Origin of the sequence: Blastococcus sp. HT6-30, assembly GCF_039729015.1 — a bacterium.
Taxonomy (GTDB): Bacteria; Actinomycetota; Actinomycetes; order Mycobacteriales; family Geodermatophilaceae; genus Blastococcus.
Genome location: NZ_CP155792.1, coordinates 23390 through 48631 on the forward strand (window position 1 = coordinate 23390; position 25242 = coordinate 48631).

Annotated in this window: 22 protein-coding genes and 1 tRNA gene; 12 read left to right on the plus strand and 11 right to left on the minus strand. The window is 73.8% G+C overall.

The window, feature by feature from the left end:
- Positions 1 to 30: 30 nt before the first annotated feature.
- Positions 31 to 1191 carry a thiolase family protein gene (locus ABC795_RS00105; RefSeq protein WP_347058725.1) on the plus strand — a complete coding sequence of 387 codons (1161 nt, stop codon included), beginning with the start codon at positions 31 to 33 and terminating at the stop codon, positions 1189 to 1191.
- Positions 1192 to 1723: 532 nt separating this feature from the next.
- On the opposite strand, the gene crgA is transcribed toward ABC795_RS00105, so the two are convergent.
- Positions 1724 to 1990, minus strand: a complete 267-nt coding sequence (crgA, locus tag ABC795_RS00110; RefSeq protein ID WP_347058726.1) for a cell division protein CrgA — start codon at positions 1988 to 1990, stop codon at positions 1724 to 1726.
- Positions 1991 to 2125: 135 nt separating this feature from the next.
- On the opposite strand from crgA, the gene ABC795_RS00115 reads away from it, so the two are divergent.
- Both ABC795_RS00115 and ABC795_RS00120 read left to right on the plus strand, forming a co-directional pair.
- The gene (locus ABC795_RS00115; protein WP_347058727.1) at positions 2126 to 2875 is read left to right on the plus strand and encodes a DUF881 domain-containing protein; all 750 of its coding nucleotides are present in this window, start codon (positions 2126 to 2128) and stop codon (positions 2873 to 2875) included.
- Positions 2876 to 2939: 64 nt separating this feature from the next.
- On the plus strand, positions 2940 to 3599 hold the full coding sequence (locus ABC795_RS00120) for an aminodeoxychorismate/anthranilate synthase component II (RefSeq protein ID WP_347058728.1): 660 nt from the start codon (positions 2940 to 2942) through the stop codon (positions 3597 to 3599).
- Between the two features lie 75 nt (positions 3600 to 3674).
- Here the strand turns inward: ABC795_RS00120 and pknB are convergent, their stop codons facing one another.
- The 7 genes from pknB to ABC795_RS00155 form a co-directional block, all read right to left on the minus strand.
- Positions 3675 to 5465 (minus strand): Stk1 family PASTA domain-containing Ser/Thr kinase, encoded by a 1791-nt coding sequence (pknB, locus tag ABC795_RS00125; protein ID WP_347058729.1) that lies wholly within the window; start codon positions 5463 to 5465, stop codon positions 3675 to 3677.
- Positions 5466 to 5607: 142 nt separating this feature from the next.
- A complete protein-coding gene (locus ABC795_RS00130) occupies positions 5608 to 7359 on the minus strand; it encodes a serine/threonine-protein kinase (protein WP_347058730.1) in 1752 nt (583 codons plus the stop codon).
- A complete protein-coding gene (locus tag ABC795_RS00135; protein WP_347058731.1) occupies positions 7359 to 8807 on the minus strand; it encodes a penicillin-binding protein 2 in 1449 nt (482 codons plus the stop codon). The genes ABC795_RS00130 and ABC795_RS00135 overlap by 1 nt, the downstream gene beginning before the upstream one ends.
- Positions 8804 to 10213 (minus strand): FtsW/RodA/SpoVE family cell cycle protein, encoded by a 1410-nt coding sequence (locus ABC795_RS00140; RefSeq protein ID WP_347058734.1) that lies wholly within the window; start codon positions 10211 to 10213, stop codon positions 8804 to 8806. The genes ABC795_RS00135 and ABC795_RS00140 overlap by 4 nt, the downstream gene beginning before the upstream one ends.
- Positions 10214 to 10253: 40 nt before the next feature.
- On the minus strand, positions 10254 to 11669 hold the full coding sequence (locus ABC795_RS00145) for a PP2C family serine/threonine-protein phosphatase (protein WP_347058736.1): 1416 nt from the start codon (positions 11667 to 11669) through the stop codon (positions 10254 to 10256).
- Positions 11666 to 12124: an FHA domain-containing protein gene (locus ABC795_RS00150; protein ID WP_347058738.1), complete on the minus strand. Its 459-nt coding sequence runs from the start codon at positions 12122 to 12124 to the stop codon at positions 11666 to 11668. The genes ABC795_RS00145 and ABC795_RS00150 overlap by 4 nt, the downstream gene beginning before the upstream one ends.
- An 85-nt stretch (positions 12125 to 12209) precedes the next feature.
- On the minus strand, positions 12210 to 13028 hold the full coding sequence (locus tag ABC795_RS00155) for a DUF3662 and FHA domain-containing protein (protein ID WP_347058740.1): 819 nt from the start codon (positions 13026 to 13028) through the stop codon (positions 12210 to 12212).
- A 177-nt stretch (positions 13029 to 13205) separates the two neighbouring features.
- Between ABC795_RS00155 and ABC795_RS00160 the strand changes: the two genes are divergently transcribed.
- A tRNA-Leu gene (locus tag ABC795_RS00160) sits at positions 13206 to 13291 on the plus strand.
- A gap of 169 nt (positions 13292 to 13460) precedes the next feature.
- Here ABC795_RS00160 and ABC795_RS00165 read toward each other — a convergent pair.
- Positions 13461 to 16340, minus strand: a complete 2880-nt coding sequence (locus tag ABC795_RS00165; protein WP_347060746.1) for a sensor domain-containing phosphodiesterase — start codon at positions 16338 to 16340, stop codon at positions 13461 to 13463.
- A gap of 625 nt (positions 16341 to 16965) precedes the next feature.
- Here ABC795_RS00165 and ABC795_RS00170 point away from each other — a divergent pair.
- Complete coding sequence (locus tag ABC795_RS00170) at positions 16966 to 18609, plus strand: methyl-accepting chemotaxis protein (protein WP_347060747.1); 1644 nt, start codon at positions 16966 to 16968, stop codon at positions 18607 to 18609.
- A gap of 284 nt (positions 18610 to 18893) precedes the next feature.
- Here ABC795_RS00170 and ABC795_RS00175 read toward each other — a convergent pair whose 3' ends face one another.
- Positions 18894 to 19130, minus strand: coding sequence for a DUF1707 domain-containing protein (locus tag ABC795_RS00175; protein ID WP_347058741.1), 237 nt, complete (start codon positions 19128 to 19130; stop codon positions 18894 to 18896).
- 174 nt (positions 19131 to 19304) lie between these two features.
- Positions 19305 to 20468: an acyl-CoA dehydrogenase family protein gene (locus tag ABC795_RS00180; RefSeq protein WP_347058743.1), complete on the minus strand. Its 1164-nt coding sequence runs from the start codon at positions 20466 to 20468 to the stop codon at positions 19305 to 19307.
- A gap of 73 nt (positions 20469 to 20541) precedes the next feature.
- On the opposite strand from ABC795_RS00180, the gene ABC795_RS00185 reads away from it, so the two are divergent.
- The 7 genes from ABC795_RS00185 (at position 20542) to ABC795_RS00215 (ending at position 25222) form a co-directional block, all read left to right on the plus strand.
- Positions 20542 to 21000, plus strand: coding sequence for a GNAT family N-acetyltransferase (locus tag ABC795_RS00185; protein ID WP_347058745.1), 459 nt, complete (start codon positions 20542 to 20544; stop codon positions 20998 to 21000).
- A gap of 101 nt (positions 21001 to 21101) precedes the next feature.
- Complete coding sequence (locus tag ABC795_RS00190) at positions 21102 to 21458, plus strand: hypothetical protein (protein ID WP_347058746.1); 357 nt, start codon at positions 21102 to 21104, stop codon at positions 21456 to 21458.
- A gap of 100 nt (positions 21459 to 21558) precedes the next feature.
- On the plus strand, positions 21559 to 22209 hold the full coding sequence (locus ABC795_RS00195; RefSeq protein WP_347058748.1) for an RNA polymerase sigma factor: 651 nt from the start codon (positions 21559 to 21561) through the stop codon (positions 22207 to 22209).
- On the plus strand, positions 22206 to 23258 hold the full coding sequence (locus ABC795_RS00200; protein WP_347058750.1) for a hypothetical protein: 1053 nt from the start codon (positions 22206 to 22208) through the stop codon (positions 23256 to 23258). Before ABC795_RS00195 ends, ABC795_RS00200 begins: the two co-directional genes overlap by 4 nt.
- A 101-nt stretch (positions 23259 to 23359) precedes the next feature.
- Positions 23360 to 24277 carry an aldose 1-epimerase family protein gene (locus tag ABC795_RS00205; RefSeq protein ID WP_347058752.1) on the plus strand — a complete coding sequence of 306 codons (918 nt, stop codon included), beginning with the start codon at positions 23360 to 23362 and terminating at the stop codon, positions 24275 to 24277.
- A 7-nt stretch (positions 24278 to 24284) separates the two neighbouring features.
- Positions 24285 to 25001, plus strand: coding sequence for an MOSC N-terminal beta barrel domain-containing protein (locus ABC795_RS00210; protein ID WP_347058754.1), 717 nt, complete (start codon positions 24285 to 24287; stop codon positions 24999 to 25001).
- 5 nt (positions 25002 to 25006) lie between these two features.
- On the plus strand, positions 25007 to 25222 hold the full coding sequence (locus tag ABC795_RS00215) for an RNA-binding S4 domain-containing protein (RefSeq protein WP_347058756.1): 216 nt from the start codon (positions 25007 to 25009) through the stop codon (positions 25220 to 25222).
- The last annotated feature ends 20 nt before the right edge of the window (positions 25223 to 25242 follow it).

Genomic DNA, 25242 nt, shown 5'->3' on the forward strand with positions numbered 1-25242 from the left:
GCCGGACCGTCGTCGACGAGGAGTGGGTCCATGCGTGATGCCGTCATCTGTGCCGCCGTCCGTACACCGGTGGGAAAGCGCGGGGGAGGGCTGTCCGGCGTGCACGCCGTTGATCTCTCCGCGCACGTGCTGAACGCGCTCGCCGAGCGTTCGGGCATCGACCCGGCCGTGGTGGAGGACGTCTTCTGGGGCTGCGTGAGCCAGGTCGGCGAGCAGACGTTCAACATCGGCCGCAACGCGCCACTGGCCGCCGGCTGGCCCGAGTCGGTGCCCGGCACCACCATCGACCGGCAGTGCGGCTCCTCCCAGCAGGCCGTCGCGTTCGCCGCAGCCACGGTCATCAGCGGCCAGGCCGATGTCGTCGTCGCCGGCGGTGTCGAGTCGATGAGCCGGGTGCCGATGGGCTCTGCCCGGGGGGACGGCGCGGCGGGCAAGCCGCTGGGGCCCCGGTTCCTCGAGCGCTACGACGGCGTCTTCCCCAACCAGGGCATCGGCGCGGAGATGATCGCCGAGCGGTGGGGCTTCTCCCGCGCCCAGCTCGACGAGTTCGCGCTGGCCTCCCACGAGAAGGCCGCCAAGGCGCAGGCCGACGGCGCCTTCGACGAGCAGATCGCGCCGGTTCCGCTCGGGGACGGCACCGTGGTCAGCGCCGACGAGGGCATCCGGCCGGGCAGCACCCTGGAGAAGCTCGCCTCGCTGAAGACGCCGTTCAAGGAGGACGGCGTGATCAGCGCCGGCAACGCCAGCCAGATCTCCGACGGCTCGGCCGCGCTCCTGGTCACCACGAGCGAGAAGGCTCGGGAGCTCGGTCTGCGTCCCCTTGTGCGGATCCACACGACGGTCATGGCCGGCGACGACCCGGTCATCATGCTCACCGCCCCCATTCCGGCGACGCAGAAGGTGCTGGCCCGCTCCGGCCTGTCGGTCGACGACATCGGCGTCTTCGAGGTCAACGAGGCCTTCGCGCCCGTCCCGCTGGCCTGGGTGGCCGACACCGGCGCCGACACGGCCCGGCTGAACCCCCTCGGCGGCGCCATCGCCCTGGGTCACCCGCTGGGCGGATCCGGTGCCCGCATCATGACGACGCTGATCCACCACATGCAGGCCACCGGCACCCGCTACGGCCTCCAGACCATGTGCGAGGGCGGCGGCACCGCCAATGCGACGATCCTGGAGCTGATCGACGCCTGACCCCCGACGCGCGCCGGTGCTCCGGTGCCCGTCCCCGCCAGCCCCCGGCCACCTGGCCGGGGGCTGGCGTCGTTACGCCGCCGCCGGGCTCCGCGGCTGTGGAGATCCGTGTCCGTCCGTGCACACCCCACAGCGAGGCGTGATCGGACAGGTCCGTCCGCACCGCCCTCGGGGCTGGGTGTATCCGCAGGTCAGAGCGGGTGCGGCGGCCGTGCGGTCAGCGGCCCGGCGGACGGACATGTCGACTCGTCCACAGCTGGGTACACAGCTGGGGACAGACTCACACTGCTGTAGTTACGGCCGTGGCCCTCATGTCACAGGAGTCCCAGGCGCGCGAAACCGCAGGTCAGTGGGGAAACGACCGGGTCGGTCCCTCCACACTCGGTGGACAACCCTGGGGGCGGGGCGCCATGTCGACCTGTGGACGGCGCCGGTCGCTGTGCACAGCGTCCCCAGCCCCTCGGACGGGCGCCGGAACGAAACGAGGCCCCCGTCCCGGAGGGGACGAGGGCCTCGAGCGACTGGGCGGCGGTCAGCGCCAGCGCATCGACATGATCAGGCCGGCCACCATGGCGCCGAAGCCGATGGCGAAGTTCCAGGCCGACAGCTCGACCATGAACGGGATGCGGTCGCCGGCGACGTAGTAGACGACGATCCACAGCAGACCGAACAGCATCAGCGCCACCATCACCGGCGCATACCAGCGCGGGCTTGGCTGCAGCGCCTTGGCCTGCGTGCCGCGCGAGCGGTCCTCGGGCGGCGTGTACGCCGACTTCTTGCGCACCTTCGACTTGGGCACGTGCGTACTCCCTCCCGGCGGCCGGGCCTCAGTCCTCCCCGGCCGGAACTGCCACCAGACTAAACTTCACCGGGACGACGACGGTGGTAGCTCGCCCGTGCGCGCCGCCGTCCGTGCCCGTCGGAGGAGGTGCCCGTGACCCGTTCCCTGCTGCGTGGCCGGCGCCCGTCCGGCTGGAGCGCCCTGGTGCCCGTCGTGGCTTTGGCAGCGGGGCTGCTCTTCGCGACCTCCGGGCGGACCGCCCAGGGCACCGATCTGCGCGCCGGGGAGATCACCCAGCTCTCCGAGTTGATGGAGCAGCGCGACGCCGCCGTCGCCCGGCTGGGGCGTCAGCAGACCGAGCTCGAGGAGCGGGTGCAGCAGCTCACGCAGGAGGCCGCCACCCGCGACGGCGCCGTCGCCGAGGCGCAGGCCGTCGGCGCGGTGGGCGCCCCCTCGGCCGGCCTGACGCCGGTGGCGGGCTCCGGCGTGGTCATCACCCTCGACGACGCCCCCCAGCGCCCCGACGGCAGCCTCCCCGGCGGTGCCCGACCCGACGACCTCGTCATCCACCAGAGCGACGTGCAGGCGGTCGTCAACGCCGTCTGGGCCGCCGGGGCCGACGGCGTCGCGGTCATGGACCAGCGGCTGATCTCCACCAGCGCGGTGCGCTGCGTCGGCAACACGCTGCTGCTCAGGGGACGCACCTACTCCCCGCCGTTCGTGATCACCGCCGTCGCCGACGCCTCCGCCGTGCAGGCGGCGCTGGACGCCTCGCCCCAGATCACGGTGCTCGAGCAGGCCGTCGACGCGTTCGGACTCACCTTCGAGCTGCGCGAGCGCCCCCAGGTGACCGTGCCCGCCTACGATGGCGGCCTCACCCTGCAGTACGCGACCGTCGGCTGAGCCGAGCGGCCGCATCCGTGGGCGCTCTGGTCGCCCGTCCGTCCACCGAGGAGCCCCGACCGCGATGACCGCCGCCGACCGACCGGTCCTCGTCGTCGACAACTTCGACAGCTTCGTCTACAACCTGGTCCAGTACCTGGGCCAGCTGGGCGTCCGCTGCGTCGTGCGGCGCAACGACGCGGTGAGCGTCGAGGAGCTGCCCGACCTGGACGTCGCCGGCGTGCTGCTCTCCCCCGGCCCCGGCACGCCGGCGGATGCGGGCGTCACCGTGCCGATGGTGCGGGCCGCCACCGAGCAGGGCACCCCGGTGCTGGGCGTGTGCCTGGGCCACCAGGCCATCGCGGAGGCCTTCGGCGCCGAGGTCGTCCGCGCACCCGAGCTGCTGCACGGGAAGACCAGCCAGGTCGTCCACGAGGGCCACGGCGTCCTGGCCGGCCTGCCGTCGCCCTTCACCGCCACGCGCTACCACTCGCTCGCCGTCGACCCGGGCACGGTCCCCGAGGAGCTCGAGGTCACCGGCCGCACCCCCTCCGGGCTGGTGATGGCCCTCCGGCACCGCGAGCTGCCCATCGAGGGCGTGCAGTTCCACCCCGAGTCCGTCCTCACCGAGGGCGGCCACCGGATGCTCGCCACCTGGCTGGCGCGCTGCGGCCTGGCGCCCGACGAGGAGGTCGTGGCCGCAGCCGCGGCCACCGTCCAGCGGCTGTCGTCCGCCACCGCCTGAGCCACGCCGGCACCCGGACGCAGCGGGGCCCCCTCCTGCCCGTCCGGGAGGGGGCCCGGCTGGGCGCTGGCGCGGTCAGTCGACGTCGTCGTCGGGTCCCCCGGTGGTCGTGGCCGTGGGCGTGCTGGGCTCGGGGGTGGTCGTGGTGGTGGGCGTGGTGGTGGGCGTGGCCGGCTCCTCTGCCGGGGGCGGGACGGCGACCAGCAGCGTGATGGTGTCGCCGGAGCCGACGTCCTGGCCGGCTGACGGGTCGGTCTCCACGACCCTGCCCGCAGGGACGTCGTCCCGCTCGACGTCCTGCCGCTGGATCTGACCCGCGCCGACGCCGGCCTGTTGCAGCGCCGCCCGGGCGTCGGTCTCGGAGCGGTTGAGCACGTCGGGCATCTCGATGGTGCCGGTGGAGATGCTCAACGTGATGACGTCGTCCACGCCGGCCTGGCTGTCCTCGGCGGGGCTGACCGCGGCCACCCGTCCCTCGGGCATCTCGATGGACTCGATCGGTCGGCTGGAGATGTTGGAGAAGCCCTGCGCCTGCAGGTTGGCCCGCGCCTGCTCCTCGGTCAGCCCGACGACGTTGGGCACCAGGATCGTGTCCGGCCCGAGGCTGACGACCAGGTCGACCTCGCTGCCCTCGTCCACCCGGGCGCCGCTGGGCGGGTTGTTCGCCACGACCTGGCCCTCGGGGACGGTCGGGCTCACCTCGGCCGCCACGTCGCCCACCACGAGGCCGGCACCGGTGATGGCCTGCTCGGCGGCCGTCCGGTCGAGGCCCATCAGCGGCGGCACGGCCACCTGCGTCACGGCCGGCGTGTCGTCGCCCCGGCTGAGCGCGACGGCCGCGGCGACGGCGCCGCCGAGCAGCAGCACGGCGAGCACCGAGACGATCGCGATGATCCGGCGCTTGCGGCGCCGATCGGCGTCGTCGTCCCAGTCGTCGTCGCCGTAGCCGCTGGCGTAGCCGCCCACCGGGGCGCCGATGATGGCGGTCTTCTCGGCGTCGCCCATGACCGGCGTCGCCTCGACCCGCTGCCCGGCGAGGGCCCGGAGCAGGTCGTTGCGCATGTCGGCGGCCGACTGGTACCGGTTGGCCGGGTTCTTGCTCATCGCCTTGAGCAGGATCGCGTCCAGCTCCGGCGGGACGTCGGGGTTGATCGACGAGGGCAGGCGCGGGTCCTCGCGCACGTGCTGGTAGGCGACCGAGACGGGGGAGTCGCCGGTGAACGGCGGCGCCCCGGTGACCAGCTCGTAGAGGAGGCAGCCGAGCGAGTACACGTCGGACCGGGCGTCGACGCCCTCGCCGCGGGCCTGCTCGGGGGAGAGGTACTGGGCGGTTCCTATCACCGCTGCGGTGGAGGTCATCGTGGCCGCGGAGTCGGAGACCGCACGGGCGATGCCGAAGTCCATGACCTTGACCGTGCCCTGCGGCGTGATCATGACGTTCCCGGGCTTCACGTCCCGGTGCACGATGCCGTTGCGGTGGCTGAAGTCCAGGGCCCCGCAGATGTCGGCGGCCAGGCTCATGGCCCGCTCGATGGGCAGCCGGCCCTCGCGGCGCAGCACGTCGCGCAGCGTCTCGCCCTCGACGTACTCCATGACGATGTACGGGGTGGCGCCGGTGGGCGTGCGGTCCTCGCCGGTGTCGTACACCGCCACGATCGCCGGGTGGTTCAGCGACGCCGAGGCCTGCGCCTCGCGGCGGAAGCGCACCTGGAACGAGGGGTCGCGCGCCAGGTCGTGGCGCAGCACCTTCACGGCCACCTCGCGCCCCAGGCGCAGGTCGCGTCCGTGGTGCACCTCGGCCATTCCGCCGCGGCCCAGGACGCCACCGATCTCGTAGCGCTCGCCGAGCACGTTCGGCGTGGTCATCGGAGGTCCTCTCGGGCGGTTCGGTGCGGCCCGCGCAGCCCGGTGGTGCGGGGCGCTCCGGCGGCGGTCGCCGCGGACGGGGAGCCGGCGGCGAGCCTAATCGCCGGACCGGGCGGAACCGGGGATGCGAGGACCACGGGGCTCACTGGCCGCCACCCGTCACTCCCGCTGCGCCGGGGGCGCCGGAGCGGGTGGGTCCCCCGGCCTCGGTGTCGGTGCCGTCGTCGCCCTGCGGCTCGGTGCCGGGGGTCTCGGGGGCCGGCGGCGGGGGCGCCGAGGTGCCCGGGACCGATGACGGGGTCGAGGTGGTGGCCGGGCTGGAGGTGGTCGTCGTCGGGGGCGGCGTGGTGGTCGTCTCCGACGGCGTCGTGGTCGGGGGGGTGGACCCGGTCGTCGGCACCGCCTCCTCCTCCTCCACCTCCTCCTCCTGCTCCTCCCGCTCGTCCTCGAGCGCCCAGCCGTCCTCGGCGACGAACAGCGTCACCTCGGTGTCCGGCCCGGCCTGCACGCCGGAGGGGTCGAGGCCGGCGACGTCGCCCTCGTCCAGGGACCGTCCGAGCTCGGCCAGCAGCTCCTGCGAGGCAGCCCGCCGCGTGACGAGCGTGACGCCGGCCTCGCGCAGCTCCTCCTCCACCTCGTCGGCGTCGCGGCCGACGAACAGGGCGGGGTCGAGGAGGACGCCTGTCGGCCCGGCACTGGTGATGGGCGCGCTGGTGGTGGCGTCGGCCTGCTGCCGTCCCGGGTCCGCACCGGATCCGGACAGCAGCAGGTAGGTGGTGCCGGCGAGCGCGAGCAGCAGGACGAGTGCGGCGCCCAGCCACGCCCACCGCCGGCCGCCGGCACGGGGCGGTGGCTCGTCGCCGGCGGACCAGTCGTCCTCCGGCGGACCGGACAGCGGGGGCATCGGACGGCCGGCGGTGGCCGGCGACACCGTGGGGATGCCCGCGGCCGGGGTCGCGAAGACCTGGGTGTGCCCGTCGGACCCGGCCCCGGCGCTGACGACCTGGGTGGGCGCGGTGGCCGGCCCGGCGACCGGCGTGGCCGCCGCGGACAGGGTCCCGCCGTCGGCGATGCGCCGGACGGCGGCGGCGAACGCGCCGCCGTCGGTGAAGCGGTCGGCCGGGTCCTTGGCCAGTGCGCGGTCGACGAGCAGCCGCACGGCCGGTGGGATGTCCCCGGGCAGTGGTGGCGGCGGTCGGTTGATGTGCGCGAGGGCGATCGCCACCTGCGAGGCCCCGTCGAAGGGCCGGACGCCGGCCAGGCACTCGAACCCGACGACCCCGAGGGAGTAGACGTCGGAGGCGGCGTTCACCTCCAGGCCCTGGGCCTGCTCGGGGGAGAGGTACTGGGCGGTGCCCACGACCATGCCGGTCTTGGTGAGCGGAGCGGCGTCCCGGGCCTGGGCGATGCCGAAGTCGGTCAGCTTCACCACCCCGTCGGGGCGGACGATCAGGTTGCCCGGCTTGATGTCGCGGTGCACCACCCCGGCCCGGTGGGCGGCGGAGAGCCCGTCCGCGGCCTGGCCCAGCACGTGCAGCGTCCAGTCGACCGGCAGCCGGCCCTCCTCGTGGAGGATCGTCACGAGCGGCTGCCCCTCGACGAACTCCATGACGAGGAACGCCAGGGTCTGGACCCCGCTGTCGTCGGTGGTCTCGCCGTAGTCGTAGACCGAGGCGATGTTGGGGTGCGAGAGCGCCGCGGTGTGCCGGGCCTCGTTGCGGAAGCGGGCCAGGAAGCTCGGGTCGTTGGTGTACTCGGTCTTGAGCACCTTCGCCGCGACGATCCGGTCCAGGACCCGGTCGCGCGCCTTCCAGACCTCGCCCATCCCGCCGGTGGCGATGGGCGCGGTGATCTCGTAGCGCCCGGCCAGCATGCTCCCGATGCCCAGCGCCATCAGCCGCCCTGCCCCTCGAAGTAGGCCGCCATGACGTCGCGGGCGATCGGCGCGGAGACGTCCCCGCCCGTGCCGCCCCCGTTGGCGACGAAGACGGCGACGGCGATCTGCGGGTCGTCGGCCGGCGCGAAGCCCATGAACCAGTTGTGGTCGGGGACGTCCGGGCTCACCTGCGCGGTGCCCGTCTTGCCCGCGACCTCCATGCCCGGGAGGCGGGCCGCCCGGCCCGAGCCCCGGGCGACGACGCTGACCATCATCTCGGTGAGCCCTTCTGCGACCTCGGCGGAGATCGGCTCGCGCAGTTCTTCCGGGTCGGTGGAGTCGATCACCGACAGGTCGGGGGCGCGCAGCTCATCGATCAGGTAGGGCTTCATCTGCACGCCGTCGTTGGCCACGGTGGCGGCGACCATGGCCGCCTGCAGCACGGTCATGCGGACGTCGCGCTGCCCGATCGAGGTCTGCCCGAGGGCGGCGGCGTCGACGATGTCGCCGACGGTGCTCGGGTCCACCTCGAGCGGGATCTCCAGGCCCTGGTCGTCGAGGCCGAACGCCTCGGCCATGTCCCGGACCTTCTCCTCGCCCAGGTCGATGCCCAGCTGGGCGAAGGCGGTGTTGCAGGAGATGGTGAGGGCGTCGAGGAGCCGCTGCTCCTGGCTGTCGCTGCAGCGGGAGTTGCCGAAGTTCCGCAGCGGCGTGGTGGTCTGGGGCAGCGTGAGGACGTCGACCGCGGGGACGACCGTCTCCGGCGTGTAGCCCTCCTCCAGCGCCGCCGCCGCGACGATCACCTTGAACAGCGAGCCGGGCTGGTAGTTGTCGAAGATCGCGCGGTTGTTGAGCGGGCTGGGCCCGTCGCCCGCGGTGAGCTCCTCCATGTAGGCGCGGATCGCCGCCGGGTCGTGGCTGGACAGCACGGTCGGGTCGTAGGTCGGGGTGCTGGCCATGCCCAGGACGGCGCCGGTCTCGGGGTCGAGCGCCACGACGGCGCCGGTGACGCCCTCGAGGCCGGCCATCGCGGCGGCCTGCACCGCGGGGTCCAGCGTCAGGACCACGTCGCCGCCCGCCGGGTCCCGGCCGGTGAACAGGTCGGCGACGCGGCGCACGAACAGCCGGTCGTCCTCGCCGGACAGCACGTCGTTCGCGGCGCGCTCCAGCGCGGTGTTCCCGTACACCAGCGAGTGGTAGCCGGTGACCGGCGCGTACAACGGGCCCTGCGGATAGCTGCGCAGGTACTCCAGCCGGCCGTCGGTGGGGACCGAGAGCGCGACCTCGGTGCCCGCGACGATGATCGAGCCGCGTTCGCGCTCGTAGGACTCGGCGAGCACGCGGGTGTTGCGCGCGTCGGCCCGCAGGGAGTCGGAGCGGACCACCTGGATGATGTTGACGTTGACGATCAGCAGCGTGAAGAGCACGAGCACGCTGATCGCGACCCGCCTCAGGGGGGCGTTCACGGGGTGACCACCTCGGTCGGGGCGTCCCCGAGCCGCACGGGCGACGGCGCGTGCGGGGTGGTCGGCCGCCGGGCGGCGTCGCTGATCCGCACCAGCAGGGCCACGAGGACGAAGTTGGCCACCAGCGACGATCCGCCGTAGGCCAGGAACGGCGTGGTCAGGCCGGTCAGCGGCAACAGGCCGGTCACCCCGCCGAGGACGACGAACACCTGCCACGCGATGGCGAACGCCAGGCCCGCGGCCAGCAGCTTGCCGAACGCGTCCCGGACCACCAGGGACGCGCGCAGCCCGCGCTCCACCAGGATCAGGTAGACGACGATCACCGCGACCAGGCCGAACAGGCCCAGCTCCTCGCCCACGGCCGCGGCGATGAAGTCGCTCTTGGCGACCGGCACCTGCTCGGGGCGGCCGCCGCCGAGGCCCGCGCCGAACAACCCACCGGTGCCCAGACCGAAGAGCGACTGCATCAGCTGGTACCCGGCCCCGTCGTAGTACTCGGAGGGGTCCAGCCAGGTGTCGACGCGGGCCTGCACGTGCGCGAACACCTGGTAGGCGATGAGCGCTCCGCCGGCGAACAGGGTGAGGCCGATGAACAGCCAGCTGGCCCGCTCGGTGGCCACGTAGAGCATCACCACGAAGATGCCGAAGAGCAGCAGCGAGCTGCCCAGGTCGCGCTCGAACACCAGCACCAGGATCGACAGGATCCAGGCGAGCAGGACCGGCCCGAGGTCCCGGCCCCGCGGCAGCTCCAGGCCGGCGACCTTCTTGCTGGCCAGGGCCAGCACGTCGCGCTTGTCGACCAGGTAGGCGGCGAAGAAGACGACGAGGCAGATCTTCGCGAACTCGCCGGGCTGGATGGAGAAGCCGGCCACCCGGATCCAGATCTTGGCGCCGTTGACCTCGGAGATGGAGGCGGGCAGGACGGCCGGCAGCGCGAGCAGGACGATCCCCAGCAGCGCCAGGGTGTAGGCGAAGCGCGACAGCGTCCGGTGGTCGCGCACGACCACGAGCACGGCGACGAAGAGGGCGACGCCCAGCGTGGCCCAGATCAGCTGCACCGGGGCGTCCTCACGGCTCGCCGTGTCGCCGGCCTGCTCGGCGGCGAGGTCGAGCCGGTGGATGACGGTCAGGCCGAGGCCGACCAGGAGCGCGACGGCCGGGAGCAGCAGCGGGTCGGCATAGGAGGCCCACTTGCGCACGACGAGGTGTGCGACCACCCACAGGGCGCTGATCCACGCGCTGAACGCGGCCATCTCCGGGCGCAGCGAGCCGGTGACGGTGAGGTCGACGATCGCCTGGGCGACGACGGTGATGAGGACGGCGAAGGCGAGCAGCGCTGCCTCGGTACCCCGCCGGGTGGGCGTGGTGGCCGCGGCGCTGCGGGGGTCGGTGACGGGCCCGGGCATCAGCACACCTCCGGTGGGGAACCGGGGCCTGGGGCGCTCACTAGCTCGCCTCCCGGCAGTTCACCCCCGGCTCGGACGACGAGGTCGTCCGGGCCGACGACGGGGTGGTCGTCGTCTCCTCGGTCACCGGCACCTCGGGGAGGGCCGGCTCACCGGGGACGGGCTCCTGCGCGGTCGTGGGCGCGGCCACCGGCGGCGACTGCGGGAGGCCCGGCTGCGTCGCGTCGCTGTTCGCAGCAGTGCGGCACAGGGGCAGCCGCTGGTCCTCCAGCGCCGCGAGGATCCGGTCGGCGTCGCCGGAGTCGTCGGCGGTGATGCTGTCGCGGACCCGGCTGCGGGCCGCCGGGACCAGGTCGGTGACCGCGAGGTCCGTGCCGCGGTCCAGGCGGTAGAGGTCCATCCCCAGGACGGAGGCGTCCAGACCCCGGTAGACGGCGACCTGCTCGTCGTCGCCCGAGCCGCTCACGCCCACGAACCAGTGGTTGAGCGCCCACACGTACACACCGATCGCCCCTGCCCCCAGCACGGTGAGAAGGGCCCCCGCCACCAGGAGGATGCGAAGCGGGCGGCGGCGGGCGGAGGGGCCGCCGCCCGTCGGCAGTGTGGGGGGCGGCGGAGGAGGAGGGCCTGGATCGGCCAGCGCCGCCCGGCCCGCCGCCGAGCGGGGGTCTACCTCGCGCTGGCCGATGTTGTCACCGGCCGCGCCGTCGATGACGGGGTCGAAGCGCCCGTTGCTCCCGGTGTCCTCGAGGACGTCGGCGACGATCACGGTGATGTTGTCCGGCCCGCCGCTGCGCAGCGCCAGCTCGATCAGGCGGTCGGCGGTCGCTTCGGGGTCCGGGTCCTTGAGCGCTTCGGCCAGGGTCTCCTCGCTGACGACGCCGGAGAGCCCGTCGGAGCACAGCAGGTACCGGTCGCCGTCGCGCGCCTCTCGCATGGAGAGGTCCGGCTCGACCTCCTGACCGTTGAGGGCGCGGAGCAGGAGGGAGCGCTGCGGGTGGGTGTTGGCCTCCTCCGGCGTGATCCGGCCGTCGTCGATCAGCGTCTGCACGAACGTGTCGTCGTGGGTGATCTGCGAGAGCTGGCCGTCGCGCAGCAGGTAGGCGCGCGAGTCGCCGACGTGGCACAGCGCCAGACGGCCCCCGGCGAAGAGGATCGCGGTGAGCGTGGTGCCCATGCCCTCCAGCTGTGGGGACTCGCGGATCACCTCGCGCAGGTGCTCGCTGCCGTCGAAGACGGCCGAGCGCAACGACTGCAGCATGTCGCCCGACGGCGTGTCGTCGTCGAGGTGCTCGAGGGCGGCGATGACCACCTTGCTCGCGACGTCACCGGCGGCGTGCCCGCCCATGCCGTCGGCCACGGCCAGCAGCCGGGGCCCGGCGTACACCGAGTCCTGGTTGCTGCCGCGGATGAGGCCGCGGTCGGAACGCGCGGCGTAGCGGAGGACCAACGTCACGAACGGAGCTCCAGTGCGGTCTGGCCGATGCGGATCGGCTGGCCGGGGGCGACGAGCAGCGGGCCCTGTACCCGTTGCTGGTCCAGGTAGGTCCCGTTCGTGGAACCCAGGTCCTCGACGTACCACTGGCCGCCCCGGTTGGTCAGGCGGGCGTGCCGGGAACTGGCGAAGTCGTCGGTGAGCACCAGCGTCGAGTCGTCGGCGCGGCCGATGAGGATCGGCTGGTCACCGAGGGTGATCTTGGTGCCGCTCAGCGGACCGGCAGTCACGACCAGCGACCTCGGCCCGCGGGCGCCGCGCTTCTTCGACGCCGACGCGCGCGGCGGCACGGCGGCCACCCGTCCCGGGCGCCCCCCGAACAGGTCGGCCCGGACCACGCGGAACGCGGCGAAGATGAACAGCCACAGCAGCAGGAGGAAGCCGAAGCGGAAGATCTGCACGACGAGCTCGGTCACGACGTCACCCCGGCAGGGCGCGGTGCGGCATCCCGGCGGAGTGCGTCGCGCCCTATCCCGTCGTGCTGCGACCGCGGGTGACCGGTCACGCCCCGTCCTGCCGGTAGACCAGGACCGAGTGGCCGATGCGGATCACGTCGCCGTCGCTGAGCGGCTGGCGGGTGATGCGGCGGCCGTTGACCAGCGTGCCGTTGGTCGATCCGAGGTCCTCGACCGTGGCGACGTCGCCGTCGAGGACGACGTCCACGTGCTTCCGGCTGACGCCGGTGTCGGGCAGCCGGATGTCGGCCTCGGTGCCCCGGCCGATGACGTTGCGGCCGGTGGAGAGCTCGTGGCGCGTGGCCGGGCCGTCGACGACGAGCACGTGCGTGGCGGCGGTCCGCGCGCCGGCCCGCCCGAGGACCGAGGGGTTCTGCTTCCCGGTGTCGGTGGCCATCCGGCCGCGCAGCGGCGGGAGCGGGGGCAGCGGCGGGTGACCGCCGACGGGGGCCGACGCCATGGGGGGGACGTCGGCACGGGCGGACGGACGCGCCGGGTCGGCGACCTGGGAGCTGACCTCGAAGACGCCGGTGGTCAGCTCGTCGTCGCGCTCGAGCTCGACGGTGACCTTGTCGAAGACCTGGTAGCCCTCGTCCTCGATGTGCTCGGTCACCATGTCGGCGAGCTCGCCGGCGAGCTGGTCGGACCACTGGCCCAGGTGAGCGAAGTCGGTCTCGCCCAGGCGGACGACGTAGACGTTGGGGGCCAGGACGCGGCCCTCGCCGAGGATGGAGCGCTGCTCGTCGGCCTCCCGCTGCAGCGCCTTGGCGATCTCCGCCGGGTGCACCTTGCCCTTGAAGAGCCGCGCGAACGCCAGGCCGACCATGCCTTCGAGCCGGCGCTCGAAGCGCTGCAGCACACCCACAGTCGCTCCTTCGCGCTCGCACCGGACGTCCCACTCTGCCACCCGTGATCGTAGCCGGACCCGGCGCGACTGACCGGCCGGTGACGTGCGACGCCCCGCACGGCGTTTGCGGACCCGCCCGACGACCGACCCCCTGCCGGGGATGCGGCTCGCTGCTGCTACTGTCTCCCCTCGCCAGGGCAAGTGGCGGAATGGCAGACGCGCACGGTTCAGGTCCGTGTGTCCGAAAGGACGTGGGGGTTCAACTCCCCCCTTGCCCACCACGACACGACGAGCGCCGGCCCTTCGGGTCCGGCGCTCGTTCGTCGTCCGGGCCCGGTGCGTGCCCTCGGCCGAGACGTGGTCGGCTGGGTCGCCGACTCGATCCGTAAGGGGGGACACCACCCGGGGGGACGACCACGGTCGGGTCGTGTCGACGACCGCCTTCCGTCGTCACAGCCGCTCGAGCATTGCTGCTCCGTTCCTCGCGAGGAGGAGATCCCTCACCACCGAGGGTGGCGCGGGACCGCCGAACCGGTAGCCCTGGGCCCGGTCGCAGGTCATGCCCTGCAGCGCCGCCGACTGGGCGCAGGTCTCCACGCCCTCGGCCACGACCCGGAGCCCGAGTCCGTGCGCGAGCCCCACGATCCCGGCGACCAGGGGCGAAGGAGGAGCAGCGTCGGAGAGCTGCGAGGTGAAGGACCGGTCGATCTTCAGCTCGGTGACCGGCAGCCGCTGGAGCTGGGCCAGCGAGGAGTACCCGGTGCCGAAGTCGTCGATCGAGATCCCGATCCCCAGTGCGCGGAGGAGCTCGAGGTGCCCGTGGCGGGTGGCGACCTCGGAGAGGACCTGGCTCTCGGTCACCTCCAGCGTCAGCGACGCGGGCGGCAGCCCGGTCGCGGTGAGGACGCGGAGCACGGACCCGGCGAAATCGGGGTCGGTCAGCTGGACGGCGGAGACGTTCACGGCCACCTCGAGCTCCAGCCCGTCTGCCCGCCACCCGGCGACGGTCCGGCACGCCTCGTGGAGCACGTGCTCGCCGATGGTGGTGATCTGGCCGCTCGCCTCGGCGACGGGGACGAACACGTCCGGCCCGACCGGGCCCAGGGTGGGGTGGTCCCACCGCGCCAGCGCCTCGACGGCCACGATCCGTCCGCCCGGCAGCTCCACCTGCGGTTGCAGGTGCACCACGATCTCGCCGCGGGCGACCGCGCCGTGCAGGTCGGTCTCGAGCCGGAGCCGCTCCCGCGCCTCCTCCTCCTGGCCGGCCGAGGCGCCGGTCGTGCACCGCTGCATGTCCTCCTCGGCGCGCTCGACCAGATCGCGTGCGGCGTGCCGCACGTCGTCGTCGGGCATGCCCTCGCACGCCTCGGAGACGGCGATACCGACGGCCAGGGCGACGAACACCTCCTGGCCATCGACGCGCAGCGGTGCCGACAGGGACCGTCGCATCCGGTCGGCCACCTCACGGGCGGTGGGCTCGGCCCCGCCAGGCAGCAGGACGACGAACTCGTCGCCGCTGTAACGCGCCACGGTGTCCTGATCGCGGACCACCGACCGCAGCCGGCGGGCGACCTCCCTCAGCACCTCGTCCCCCGCGCCGTGCCCGAGGCTGTCGTTGACCCGCTTGAGCCGGTCGATGTCGCAGAAGAGGAGGGCGGTGCGGCCGGTCGGGCACTCCGGTCGGCTCAGGGCGGTGTGGACCCGTGACTCCAGCAGTGCGCGGTTCGGCAGGCCGGTGAGGGAGTCGTGGGTGGCCTGGCGCGCGATCTCGTCGAGCAGCTGCGTGTTGTCCAGCGCCACGCCGGCCAGGCCGGCGAGCCCCCACATCCGCTCGGTGGTCCCCTCCCCGAGGGCGGTCGGTGGTGCGCCGTGCGCCCAGTGGGCGAGGACGATGCCCACCAGCCGGTCGTCGACCTTGATCGGCACCCCGCCCATCGCGGTGATGCCGAACGTGCCGAACACCTCGTCGGCCCAGACCGAGCTCGACCGGTCGACCAGCATGGGTGCGCCGACGGCGATCAGCTCGCACAGCTCGGGGCTCTCCTCCGTCGTGGTCACGTACCCGGCCAGGTGCTCGGCCAGCTCCTGCGGCCAGCCGCTCAGGCCGGCGATCCAGACCGCCTGCATCCCTGGCTCCCACAGCGCGACCGCGGACCGGTCGGCTCCGCAGAGCGCCGGGACGGCGTCGGCGATGGTCTGCGCGATCGCCTGGGGCTCCCGCCGGCCCGCCAGGGAACGCGCGACGCTGAGCAGGAGGCGCGCCGTCTCCTCCTGCTCCCGGGCCTCGGCCAGCGACGCCGACATCTCGATGGCGGCCGCGGCGTGGCGGGCGTAGGCGGTGAGCAGCTCGACGTCCCCGGGGAAGGTCGCCTGCCCGGGCCAGGCGATCACGGCCAGGATCCCGTAGTCCCGCGTCGCGGAGCTCACCGGCACGGCGAGCACCGACGTACCGCCGGTCCGCCTGCAGCCGACCTCCAGTCGGCCGTTCCCGAGCGCGGCCAGTATCGACGACCCCAGACCGCGTGAGCGCACGTGCCGCGCCCCGCCCGGCAGGCGGACGTCGAGGACGTAACCCGGGGCGTGCACGGCCCGGTCCGCACGCGACGCCACGCGGTCCAGCGTGTCCTCCAGGGAGTCGCCGCCGAGGAGGTCCGTCGCGGCTTCCTGGAGGTCGCGCAGCCGCTCCTCGGCATCGGGGACCGGCGCGTGCGTGCGGTTCCGGGCCGTCGGCCGGCGCCGGCGACCCCACCGGGAACGTGCGGGCTGTTCCTGCCAGGTGACGGCGTAGTCGCACTGCGGGGCGCCGTCGACCTGACAGGCCCAGTGCTCGACGACAGCAGGCTGGAGACCGAAGAGCACGGGGGCCTTCCTCAGCAACCCGATGTTGTAGTCGCAGTCCACGCGACTGGGCCGATGCGGTGACAGCACCCGCCAGGTCAGCCGCGCCGTGCCCGCTGCGGCGGACTCGCAGCGGAACACCGCCGAGCTGTCCATGCGGGTGGAGATCCGGGACACCTGCCGCAACAGACCCGTGGGGGAACCGAAGGTGACCAGCACCCGCCGCAGCGCCGCGACTGCGGGGTCCGTCACCGCGGCATCGCCCAGGGCGAGCCCGATCCGTGGATCACCGAGCTCCTGGACGGCGGCGTCGAACAGCCGCAACTTCTCCGGGTAGGACACCCGGCCCCGAAGGCTCTGCAGCTGCGTCCGCCGGCCGACCAGGCCGGCGCTGACCAGCACCCGCTCGACGGCACCCTCTCCGCCCCGCTCGACCACGATCCGCAGCAGCAGCCGGGTGGTGACCGTGGACGTCCCCGCCAGCGCCCCCATCTCGTCCACGGCGCCTCCCGTCCCGTTCGTCCTGTCCGGCGCGGCCTCGGTCGGCACCGGACCGTCGCCTTCCCGGCGGACATCGGTCGAAGTCGTCGCGGGTTGAGCGGACGAGAAGCGGGTCGCCCCCTTATGGGGGATTCAGCGGACTCCCGGTGGTTCCTGTCGGCTCGTCAGGGCTCCCGGACACCGTCCTCGACGTGGCCGGCGGCCTACCGGTCCGTCACGGTGCTGCCGCCGCATGCGTCGCTGCCCATCGCCGATGGCCACCTGCGGAGATCGAACGGTGCGCGACCGGGGGCCGGTCACCATTCCGTCCCGGGCTGCAGTTGGGCACGACAATGGCCACCGACTTTCCGCTGTCGACAAAGCGATGACGCCACCGGGGATCGACGTCCCCGGTGGATGTCGGAGGTGATCGCCATTTCGGGTCGACAAGCAGATGTCGTGTCGCAAAAGTTGCACTTCGCCATTCCGACACGCCCGGCTATTCCGGCCACTGTGTTCTCGGGAAGCTCTACCGTCCGGCGTCACCGGGGATGAGAACCGCACCGTCGCGGAGCTGGCGCCGAAAACCCGCAACCCCGTCCGTCTCAGCGGACCACCGTAGGAGCACCTGATGTCCATGCACGACACCGTCCGTACCGGCGACCAGCCGACCACCCAGACTCCTCCGCGTGCTTGGTGGGGTGACCGCGGCGTGAGCACGAAGACCCTCACCGCCGTGGGGACCGCGGCGGCCGTGGCCGTCGGGGTCGGCGTCATGGGCATCACTGCCCTGGGCACCTCGGTCGACACCAGCCAGGCGCTGTACCAGAGGAACATCGCTGGCCTCGAGATGGCGGCGGACATGAAAGAGGCGCTCCTGCAGATCCGCATCGACTCGCGGAACGCCCTCCTGACGCCCGATGACGCGGACAGCGTGCAGATCAGCGAGGCCACCATTCCGCAGTTGGCCGATGATTTCCATGTCGCGGCCGACGCCTATGCCGACACGTTCCCGACCGCGGACAAGCAGGCTCTGGTCGACGAGGCGGCCGCGGCGTTCGACGAGTACGTCAGCGCGACGCAGACGCGCCTGGGTCCGCTCGCACTGGCGCTGGACCACCAGGGATGGTGGGCCGCCAACGAGACCGACGTCGCGCCGCTGGCCGTGCAGGTCGACGAGAACCTCGCCCAGGTCCGGGAGATGGAGGGTGCGGACGCCGAGGCGGCCGCCGCCGCAGCGCAGGACCAGTACACCTCCCAGCGCACGCTCTCCATCGTGGTGCTGCTCGCCGGCATCGCGCTCGCGGCGGTGATCGGGCTGGTCGTGGCCCGGGGGATCGCCGGTGGCGTCCGGCGGGTGCAGCGGGTCGCCGAGGCCCTCGTCGCGGGCGACCTCACCCAGAGCAGTGGCCTGCAGACGCGGGACGAGCTCGGCCGGATGGGTCAGGCCCTGGACACCGCGGTGGCCAACATGCGGGAGGTCCTCTCGGGGGTCGCGTCCTCGGCGGATGCGGTGGCGGCCTCGTCGGAGGAGTTGAGCGCGTCGTCGTCGCAGATCTCGGCGGGTGCGGAGGAGACCAGCGCGCAGGCAGGCGTGGTCTCGGCTGCGGCCGAGGAGGTCTCGCGCAGCGTGCAGACCGTCGCCGCGGGTGCGGAGGAGATGGGTGCCTCGATCCGGGAGATCGCGACGAATGCGGCGGAGGCCTCCGACGTCGCGGCGCGTGCGGTGACCGCGGCGGAGACCACGACGGCGACGGTGGCGAAGCTGGGGGAGTCCTCGGCGGAGATCGGCAACGTGGTGAAGGTGATCACCTCGATCGCGGAGCAGACGAACCTGCTGGCGCTGAACGCCACGATCGAGGCCGCGCGGGCCGGTGAGGCCGGGAAGGGTTTCGCGGTGGTGGCCAACGAGGTGAAGGAGCTGGCGCAGGAGACGGCGAAGGCGACCGAGGACATCGCCCGCCGGGTGCAGGCGATCCAGGGTGACACGACCGCGGCGGTGGCGGCGATCGGGGAGATCTCCGCGATCGTCGCGCAGATCTCCGACCGGCAGACGACCATCGCCTCGGCGGTGGAGGAGCAGACCGCGACCACCAACGAGATGTCCCGGTCGGTGGTGGAGGCCGCCAGCGGCTCGACGCAGATCGCCGAGAACATCACCGGGGTCTCCACGGCGGCCGACTCGACCACCCAGGCGCTCGGGCAGACCCGGATCGCGGTGGACGAGCTGTCCCGCATGGCCGCCGACCTGCGCACGACGGTGGGCCGCTTCACCTACTGAGAACGGCGTTCCCCGCGGTCGGCCCCGGCGGCCGGCCGCGGAGAACCCGCCGGGCTCGGCTGGACGACGGCCTCGCGGGTACCGCCTCCGGCACTGCGGTGCTCCCGCCGCCGTGCGGGGCGTCTGGGGAGCAGCCGGTGACCTGCCGGTCCGCCCCGCCGCGGAGGCGCTCGCCCAGCGAGCCGGCCGCGAGCATCGCGCCCACGGGACGATCACCCAGAACGGCCAGAAGTAGGGGAACTCCCGCGCGGCCAGGGAGGTCACCCCCCAGATCGCCAGCACGATCAGCGCGGTGGTCGACCACGAGCCCCATGCCGGCCACCCGTGCGCACCCCGGCCGGCCACGCAGGCGGTCGCCGCCGTCGTCCGATCGGGGGTGGCCGCCGCGGCCCGGGTGCGGGTGCGTCGGCAGGGTTCGGCAGGTCGGTGGTGAGCGGGGCCAGCTCGCCGAACGTGCGCGCCGCGTAGGCCTGGGCGAGCCGCTCGTCGTACTCGGCGACCGTGAGCCGGCCTTCCGACATGGCCCTGCCCAGGACGGTGGCTACCGCGGCCCGGTCGGCATCGGCTGCACGCAGGTGGGGCTGGGCATGGCGTCTCCTCGCTCGGGTGCCCCAGTCTGTTCCGGCTCGACGGGCGGGGTCCACTGACAGCTGTCACCGGTTCCACGTGGAACCCGTCGGGCGCCGGACAGCGGCTCAGCCGGCGGGAGGCACCGCCTCCGCGGTCAGGTGGCGGCCGATCACCATGCGCTGGATCTGGTTGGTCCCCTCGAAGATCTGCATCACCTTCGCCTCCCGCATGTAGCGCTCCGCCGGGTGGTCGCGGGTGTAGCCGGCTCCCCCGAGCACCTGGACGGCGTCGGTGGTGACCTTCATGGCGGCGTCGGTGGCGACGAGCTTGGCGATGCTCGCCTGCCGGGAGAACGGCTTGCCGGCGTCCTTGCGGCGGGCGGCGACCAGATAGGTGGCGCGGGCGGATTCCACGGCGGCGGCCATGTCGGCGAGCAGGAACGACACGCCCTGGTGCTCGGCGATCCGGCGACCGAAGGCCTCCCGCTCGACGGCGTAGGCGACGGCGACGTCGAGGGCGGACTGGGCCAGCCCGACGGCGACGGCGCTGATGCCCAGGCGCCCGGAGTCCAGCGCGCCGAGGGCGATGGCCATGCCGCGCCCGGGCTCGCCGACCAGCCGGTCGGCCGGGATCGGCACGTCGTCGAGCCGGATCGCGGAGGTGGTCGAGCCGGTCAGGCCCATCTTCTCCTCGGGCTTCGCGGCGCTGAACCCGGGCAGGTCGGGGGTCAGGTGGAAGCAGGAGATGCCGCGCTCCCCGTCGGCAGGGGTGCGCAGGAACGTCGAGTAGAAGTCGGCGTGCCCGCCGTGGGTGACCCACGCCTTCTCCCCGCGGGCGACCCAGCCGTCCTCGGCGGGCGCCGCGCTCGCGCGCATGGCCGCCACGTCGGAGCCGGCGTGCGCCTCGGACAGCGAGTAGGCGCCGAGCAGGGTGCCGCCCACCATCTCCGGCAGCAGGTCGCGGCGCTGGGCCTCGGTGCCGAACGCTGCGACGGGGGAGCAGGCCAGGGTGTGCACGCTGATGCCGAGCGCGACGCTCGCCCAGCGGGCCGCCAGCTCCTCGAGTACCTGCAGGTAGACGGCGTAGGGCTGACCGCCCCCGCCGATCTCCTCGGGGAAGGGCAGCCCCATCAGCCCGGCGTCGCCGAGGAGGCGGAACACCTCGCGGGGAAAGCGCTCCTCGCGCTCGTACGCCGCCGCTTTCGGCGCGAGCTCGGCGTCGGCGATCTCGCGGACGAGGGCCAGCAGGTCCTCGGCCTCGGGAGTGGGCAGTTCGCGGTCGACCGGCACGGTGCTCCTTCGGTGGGGCGTCCAGCGGACGGTACCTCCGGAGCGGTTCCGGGCGGTTGGGATGATCGACGGCGTGATCGTCGAGCCGGCTGCCTGGGACGACCCGGACGTCCGGCGGCTCACGACCGACCGGCAGACCGAGGTCCGGGGCCGCTACGACGGCAAGGAGGAGCCGGGCCGGCCCCCGTCGGCCGCCGACGTCAGCGTGGTCCCGGTGGCCGGGATGACGACGCGACGGCGCTCGGCTGCGGAGCACTGCGCGCTGGGGAACGGCGCGGCGGTGGTGAAGCGCATGTACGTGGTTCCCGCCGCCCGCGGCCGGGGGGTGTCGAAGGCGGTCCTGGCCGGGCTCGAGGACGCCGCCCGGGCGCGGGGCTGGACGACACTGCGGCTGGAGAGCGGACCCCGTCAGCCCGAGGCGATCGCGCTTTACTCGGGCGCCGGGTACCGGCCGATCGGGGCGTTCGGCCACTACGTGGGCGACCCCGACGCCGAGCACTCGCTGTTCTTCGAGCAGGTTCTCGCGGCCTGACCGGGTTCGGGTACCGGTCGGCTCCGGTCCGGGAACCGGATGTGTGAGGGTGGGCCGGAGCCGCCGACTGGGCGGTCCGCCCCGCTCTGGAAGGAATGGCCGTGCGCCTGCGGAGGATCGCCCGGGCCGCCACCGCGGCGCTGCTGTCGCTGACCGTGACCGCGTGCGGCGGCCCGGGCGTCGATGACTTCTGCGAGCAGTACCTGTCGACCGCCGAGGTGGAGCCGGAGGACGGCGCGCAGGTCCGAGAGGTGCTGGAGGAGCTGGCCGACAGGGTTCCGGACGAGGCCGGCGACGAGGTGCGCGAGGCCGCGGAGCACATGGTCGAGGCGTTCCCGGAGGACGGCGACCTCGCGGGGGCCCTCGAGGCCGGGGAGCTCTCCGAGCAGGAAGCGGAGGAGTTCTTCGCCGCCGCCGACACAGTCTTCGCCTACGGCGACGAGAACTGCGGCGACTGACCGCCTCCCGGCCGCACCGACCGCCCGTGAACCGAATCCGGCGCACCGGACATCAACGGGTGTGACGACTTCACCGATCGCGGCCGGATCATCACCTGCCGTGACCCCGACGGCGATGCACCGGTCCGCCGGTCCACCCGCCGAGCCCCCTCGGCTGCGGGCGCTGCCCGACGCGCTCCCCAGGGACGCCGAGCTGATCGCCCGCTCGGTCGACGACCCGGCGGAGTTCGCCGCGCTGTTCGACCGGCACGCCGCGACCGTGCACCGCTACCTCGGCCGCCGCGTGGGCGAGCTCGCCGACGACCTGCTCAGCGAGGTCTTCCTCGTCGCGTTCCGGCGCCGTGCGGCGTACCGCCCCGAGCACGTCGAGGTCCGGCCGTGGCTTCTCGGCATCGCGACCAACGTGGTGCACGGCCACCGGCGCACGGAGCAGCGCCGCTACCGCGCACTGGCCCGGGCGGCCGCCGAACCCGAGCGGCACGGCGAGGACCCGGGTGACGCCGCGGACCGGCTGGACGCCCAGGCCCTGCGCGGCCCGCTCGCCGCCGCGCTGGCCGGGTTGAAGCCACGCGACCGCGACGCCCTGCTCCTGCTCGCCTGGGGCCAGCTCGGCTACGAGGAGATCGCCGCCGTCCTCGACGTCCCGGTCGGCACGGTGCGCTCGCGGCTGCACCGCGCCCGCCGCCAGACCCGCGCCGCCCTCGGCGACGTCTCCCCCTTGGCGCCGACCTCCGAGGAGGAGGACCGATGAACGACCTCACGCTGCTCCGCGAGGCCGGGCCCGAGGCCCCGCCGCTCGCCCCCGCCGCCCGCTCGGCCGCCCGGGCCGCGCTGCTCGCCGAGATCGAGGGCCCTGCCCTCCACCGTCGCCGCCGGCCGAGCCGGAAGGCCACCGTCCGCACCGGGCTGGCCGCCGTCACGGTCGCGGCCGCCTGGGCCGCCGCCGTCGTCATCGCCGCCCCGGACGGGCCGGGGACGCCGGCCACCAGCGTCACCCTCGTCGACTTCCAGATGCCGACCTTCCCCCTGTCGCTGGAGCCGGAGCCCGAGGGGATGGCGCCGGCCTTCGACGGCAACGGGGAGGGCGCTTCGATCGCCTCCTACGACGACGCGACCGGGCGGAACGGGTTCACCGTCTACGTCGCCGAGGACGAGCACGAGAGCCCGGACGAGGGCTCGGCCGACTACCGGGAGCTGTCGGCCGGGGAGGTGTCGGTGGACGGACGCGACGCCGAGCTCGTCCGGTACTCGCGCACGTGGTGCACCGGCGCCGGAGTCGGGGAGGACTGCGGCCGGCGGACCTTCGCCCGGCTGAACTGGGAGCGGTCCGACGACCACTGGGTGATGCTCCTCGGGTACGGCCGCTACAGCTCAGCGGAGCGCCTCGTCGCCGTCGCCGAGTCGCTGGTCGACCGGCCGCAACGGGTCACCCTGACCGCCGAACTGGCGCCGGCGGGGTGGTCGGTGCAGTTCTACAAGATGGGGCGGGTCCTCACCCTGGTCAACGACGCCTACGAGCAGCAGACGATCACAGTGCACGTGCCGCTGCCCGAGGACGTCTCTCCGCCGGACGAGCTGCGCGACCAGCTCATGGGGCCCGTCGGCGACGTGGTCCCGGTGACCGTCCACGACCGCCCGGCCTATCTGGCCCGCATCGACGCCGGGTACGCGGACCAGCGGCAGGCCTGGTTCCTGCAGGGTCAGTTCGAGGACGGGACGACCTTCGAGCTCCAGGTGCCCGACGCGTTCACTCAGGAGCAGGTGCTGGAGTTCGCCGAGCAGGTCACCTACCACCCCTGACGTCGCGCGAGATCTGCACACCCGGGGCCATCAGGGCTCGATGGCCACGACTGTGCGGATCTCGAGGGGAGTGCTGGCGGCGGGTGTGGTGAGGTGGCGCCATGCCCGACGTCTGGCCCCGTGCCGACCGCACCGAGGTGGAGCTCGCCGCGGGCGGTGCCGTCCTCGCCGTCGACCTGCGCGGCGGGACGTTGCGCCGCCTCGCGGTGGGGGACTGGGAGGTGCTCGACGGCTACCCGGCCGGTCGCGTCCTGCCCGGCTGGCGCGGCGCCACCCTGGTGCCCTGGCCCAACCGGCTGCGGCACGGCCGGTGGACGTGGGGGGGCGAGGACCTGCAGCTCGACGTCCGGTCGCCCGAGGAGCCGCACGCCATCCACGGGTTGGTCGCCTGGCAGCCGTGGTCGGTGCTGGCAGAGGCGGACGGGTTCGTCACGGTCGGGACCACGGTCGAGCCGCACCCGGGTTACCCGTTCCGGCTGGCCGTCGCGGTCGACCACCGACTCGCCCCCGACCGGCTCACCACCACCCTGCGGGTGCGGAATGTGGGTGAGGCGCCCGCGCCGTTCGGCGCCGGGTTCCACCCCTACCTCTCCGTCGGGGCGACGGCGGACGGCGGCATCGCGGACGCCGAGCTGACCCTCCCGGCCCGCACCGAGCTGGTCGTCGACGGCGGACTGCCGACGGGGGAGCGGCGGCCTTTCGACGGCGCGGCCGGCCGGATCGGCGACCGGGCGCTGGACACCCCGCTCACCGACCTGGAGCGCGACGACGACGGCTGGGCGCGCGTGCGGCTGCGGGGCCGCGCCGGCGAGCTGGTGCTCTCGGTCGACGGCTCGTGGCCCTGGCTGCAGGTCTACAGCGGGGACACCCTTCCCGCCGGCCAGTGGCGCCGCAGCCTGGCCGTGGAGCCGATGACCTGCCCGCCGAACGCGCTGGCCGACGGCGTCGACCTGGTCGTCCTCGCGCCGGGGCGGACGTGGTCGGGCACCTGGTCGCTGGCCTGGACCCCGGCGGCCTGAGGTGCGGGTGCAGGAGCTCTGGCGCTACCCGGTGAAGTCGCTGCACGGCGAGCGGCTGACCGAGGCGTGGATCGGTCCGCTCGGCATCGCCGGGGACCGGGGCTGGGCGTTGTTCGACCGGGACACCGGCCTGGGGCTGACCGCGCGGCGGGTGCCCGAGCTGCTGTTCGGTGCCGCCCGGCTGCGCCCCGGCGGCGGTGTCGAGGTGGTCCTGCCCGACGGCACGGTCACCGCCGACGACGGCGTCCTGTCGGCCTGGCTCGGCCGCCGGGTGGAGCTGCGCGCGGCAGCCGACCACGACGCCGCACCCACCTACGAGACCCCGGCGGACGAGGACGTCCCCGACCCCACCGAATGGCTGCAGTGGGAGGGCGCGTCGGGCCCGTTCCACGACAGCCCGCGCATCCGGCTCTCGCTGGTCTCCACCGGCACGCTCGGCACCTGGGACCGCCGCCGGTTCCGGGCCAACGTCGTCCTGGACGGCGCGGGGGAGGACGACCTGCGCGGCCGGGAGGTGGAGCTGGGTGGCGTGCACCTGCGCGTCGGCACCGGGATCCCCCGCTGCGTGATGACCACACGCCCGCAGCCCGGCGGGATCGCCCGCGACACCTCGGTGCTCAAGACCGTCCACCGCGAACGGGGCGGGCTGCTGGCGGTGCGGGCCGCCGTCGTGGAGCCCGGCACCGTCCGGGTCGGCGACGTCCTGGCACCGACGGCAGACTGACGACCGTGCGCACCATCGACCTGCGTCCCGGCGAGGACAGCATCCGCCTCGGCCAGCTGCTCAAGCTCGTCGACGCCGTCCCCACCGGCGCCCAGGTGAAGGACGTCCTGCTCTCCGGGGCGGTGACCGTCAACGGCGAGCCGGAGGAGCGCCGCGGCCGGCAGCTGCGCTCCGGTGACGTCGTCGCGATCGAGGGTGCCGAGGACGTCCGGATCGGCTGATGCCGGGAGGCTCGCGGCCC